At 71.4% G+C, this 3537-nt stretch carries 1 protein-coding gene and 1 pseudogene; both read left to right on the forward strand.

What is annotated here, in order from left to right; translation table 11 throughout:
* Window positions 1–612 (forward strand): annotated as a pseudogene (locus tag ACWCXX_RS41005) (transposase); the annotation flags it as partial.
* 603 nt (window positions 613–1215) lie between these two features.
* On the forward strand, window positions 1216–3363 hold the full coding sequence (locus ACWCXX_RS41010) for a SpoIIE family protein phosphatase (protein ID WP_451136374.1): 2148 nt from the start codon (window positions 1216–1218) through the stop codon (window positions 3361–3363).
* The last annotated feature ends 174 nt before the right edge of the window (window positions 3364–3537 follow it).

A 3537-nucleotide genomic window follows, 5' to 3' on the forward strand; every position in this document is an offset into this window, starting at 1 on the left:
GTGGATCCGGCTCGACGTCATCGCCCGGCTCAAACAGATCGCGCTTGAGTCCTACCACCGGATCGTTGGGCTCGTGCTCGACCAGATCGCCGTCGACGGTTCCATCACCAAGGCCCCGGCGGCGGAGAAGCGGCCGGGCGCTCGCCGGACGACCGCGGCGAACAGGGCCTGAAGCGCTCCGGCGTGACGGATGGCTACGGGGTCCCGCTCGGCAGGGTCCTCGCCGGAGCGAACCGCCATGACTCTCCGCTGCTGGCTCCGACCCTGGACCTGCTGGTGGACCTGGGGCCGCTGCCCGAGGCCATCACCGTGCACCTGGACGCCGGCTGCGACTCGGACAGGACCCGCGCCGAACTCGCCGCGCGCAGTCTGCACGGCCGCATCGCGCACAAGGGCGAGAAGGCGCCGATCCGGGCGAGCCAGCGGTGGCACGTCGAGCGCACCCACGCCTGGCGGAACGCCTTCCACCGGCTCGCCCGATGCTACGGACGCCGCGTCGCGGTCATCGACGCGTTCTTCGACCTCGCCGATACGATCATCACCGTCCGTAGCCTGCTCCGCAGGGCGTGGACGACCCACCGCTGGGACAACCGCCCGAACCGCCGCCCATGAGCACGTGCCTATTGCGCAGCCTCTAAATGTGGCAGTTCGGGCATCTTGATGCCGACATGATCGGCACGTATGCCTGCCGAGGTATAGGTACGGCCGCCACCGCCCCGGTGGACATGTGCAGCACGTCGTCACGGCAGTAGAGCACATTTCCCCTGTATGGGTGACGATCGGTATATGGGTGACGATCGGTGTGGCTGGTGCGGAGCTCCGCTGCCGGAGTCGGCAGGCCCCGGTCGGCGGTACTGCCGTCAGGCGCATCGGCAGGCGGCCTGGCGAGCGAGGCGTCGCCGGCAGGCGGCGGCGGAGGCGCGGCAAGCGCTGATGTTCGCGGAAGCGGATCTCATGACGCAGGTGCAGGCCGCAGCCCAGCGGGCGAGCGACTCGCGCCCGGGGCAAAAAGCGGAGGGCTGCCATGTCGCCGCCGTGGCGGAGCTGCCGGGGTTGGCCGGGCAGCTGGTGCGCTGTGCGGTGTTGGCGGACCGACGAACCGGGGCCAGCTGGGCGCAGATCGGTGCCGGCCTGGGCATCAGCGCGGAGGCGGCCAGACGTCGCTTCAGGCGCCTGGAGGAATCCCTGCCCGGTGCCGCTCGGGAGGGTGAGGGAATGAGGGACCTTGCCGGATTCGGCGCTGGCACAGGCTCCGGCACGCATCAACTCTGCGCCGCTTTGGACCAGTTCATGCGGGAGACAGGCGCCTCCGGGGGCCTGATATACCTGCTGCCGCCGGGCGAGCGGGTGCTGCGGCTGGCAGTGGTGCGGGGAGTTCCCCGGCAGATCGCCGCGCACTGGACGCAGGTGCCGCTGGCGGCCCGCACCCCGGCGACCGACGCCGTGCGCGAGCGGCGTCTGGTGTGGATAGGCGGCCAGGAAGAGATGGCGCGGCACTACCCACAGATGGCGCTCGCGCTGCCCTACCCCTTCTCGGCGGCCGCTGCCCCGATCACCACCGGCACCACCGCTTGGGGCGCCCTGGTGGTGCGGTGGCCCACCTCGCATCCATCGCCGCTGACCCGACACGAACGCAACGCGGTCCGTACCTCCTGCCGCCGCCTGGGCCTTCTCCTGCGGCAGGCCGCCGACAGCGGCCACCCGCTGCTGCCCGGGTCCGAACCGCAGGTCCTGGCCCCCCTGAGTGCCCGCGCTCGCGGGCCAACCCAGGAGGCGGCAGCGGCGGACTTCGCCGAGCGCCTGCCCGGAGGATGCTGCACCTTGGACCTTGACGGCCGGATCACCTTCGTCACAACCACCGCCGCCGACCTCCTCGGCGCCGACGCCGTCGACCTGCTGGGCGCCCTGCCACGGCAGGTCCTGCCGTGGCTGGACGACCCAGTCGTCGAAGACCGCTACCGGGCCGCGGTGCTCAGCCAGGAGGCCACCTCCTTCACCGCCCTGCGGCCACCGGACCGGTGGCTGTCCTTCCACCTGTACCCGGACGTCTCCGGCATCAGCGTCCGCATCGCCCCGGCCTCCCCTCCACCTGTCCCTGCCCCTGCCTCGGAGACGTCAGAGGTTCCGCACCCCGTACCACTGGCTGCACCGGGCCGGTCGACCATCCACCACCACCTGATGCACCTCGCCGCCACGCTGACCGACGCCGCCGGGGTCATGGACGTGATCGACCGGATCGCTGACCTGATCCCGACCGCCTTCGAGGCGCAAGCCCTCGCCCTGATGATCGCCGAGGAGGGTCGGCTGCGGATCATCGGTTACCGCGGCTACTCCGCCGCGCTGATGGACCGTTTCGACGGCGCACCCCTGGCTTCGGACACCCCTGCCGTGTCTGTCCTGGCCAGCGGCGTCCCCAGCTTCTATGCCACGTTCGCGGACCTCAAGCGCGCTCATCCCCCCGCCGTCCTCCAGGACGGCAAGGCCGCCTGGGCCTTCCTGCCCCTGATCACCTCCGGCCGCGCCGTCGGCTCGCTGGTCCTCGCGTACGACCGGCCGCACTCCTTCACGCCCGAGGAACGAGCTGTCCTCACTTCGACCGCCGGGCTGATCGCCCAGGCTCTGGACCGCGCCCGCCTCTACGACACCAATCAGGCTCTCGCCCACAGCTTGCAAGCCAGCTTGCTGCCCCACGCACTGCCCCGCGTCCCCGGCCTAGACGTGGCCACCCGCTACCTCCCCGCCGCTCAGGGCATCGATGTCGGCGGCGACTTCTACGACCTCATTCATTTCGACACCGACCTCGCCGCCGCAGCAATCGGCGACGTCCAGGGCCACAACGTGAACGCCGCCGCCCTCATGGGGCAGGTCCGCACCGCCGTCCACGCCACCGCCGGCGCATCGCCCGGCCAAGCCCTCGCCCGCACCAACCGCCTGCTCACCGACCTCGACCCCGGACTGTTCACCAGCTGCCTCTACGTCCAGCTCGACCTGGCACGCCACCGCGCCTGCCTGGCCACCGCCGGCCACCCGCCCCCGCTCCTGCGCCACCCCGACCTACACACTGAGATCCTCCCGCTGGCACCCGGGCTCCTGCTCGGCATCGACCCCGCGGCCGACTACCCGGAGACCGACGTCCCTCTACCGCCCGGGTCCGTGCTCGCCCTGTACACCGATGGACTCGTCGAAACCCCCGGCATCGACATCGACGACGCCACCGCCGACCTCGCCGCCCAGCTCGCACAGGCCCAGGGCCAGACCCTGGACGCCCTCGCCGACGCCCTCATCCACCACGCCCAACGGTCCGCCCCCCGCAACGACGACATCGCCCTGCTCCTCATCCGGCCTCAACAACACGGCCGCTGACACCAAAGGCCCGCCCGGCTCGGCGGGGCTCCTGCCTCCGCCCCGCCGACGCCGCCGGGCTCGGTGAAGCATGCCTCCCTTTCCGAGCCCACCGCCGATCGGAGCCGGTGAAAGGCGTTCTGCCAGGCGTGCGCGATCTGTTTGAGCCGGGCGAAGACGTCGAGCTGGATCCAT

The organism is Streptomyces sp. NPDC001732 (genome assembly GCF_053596315.1).

Coding starts and splice junctions, on each gene's coding strand:
- ACWCXX_RS41010 (WP_451136374.1), top strand. CDS start 1,216: ATGAGGGACCTTGCCGGATTCGGCGCTGGCACAGGCTCCGGCACGCAT.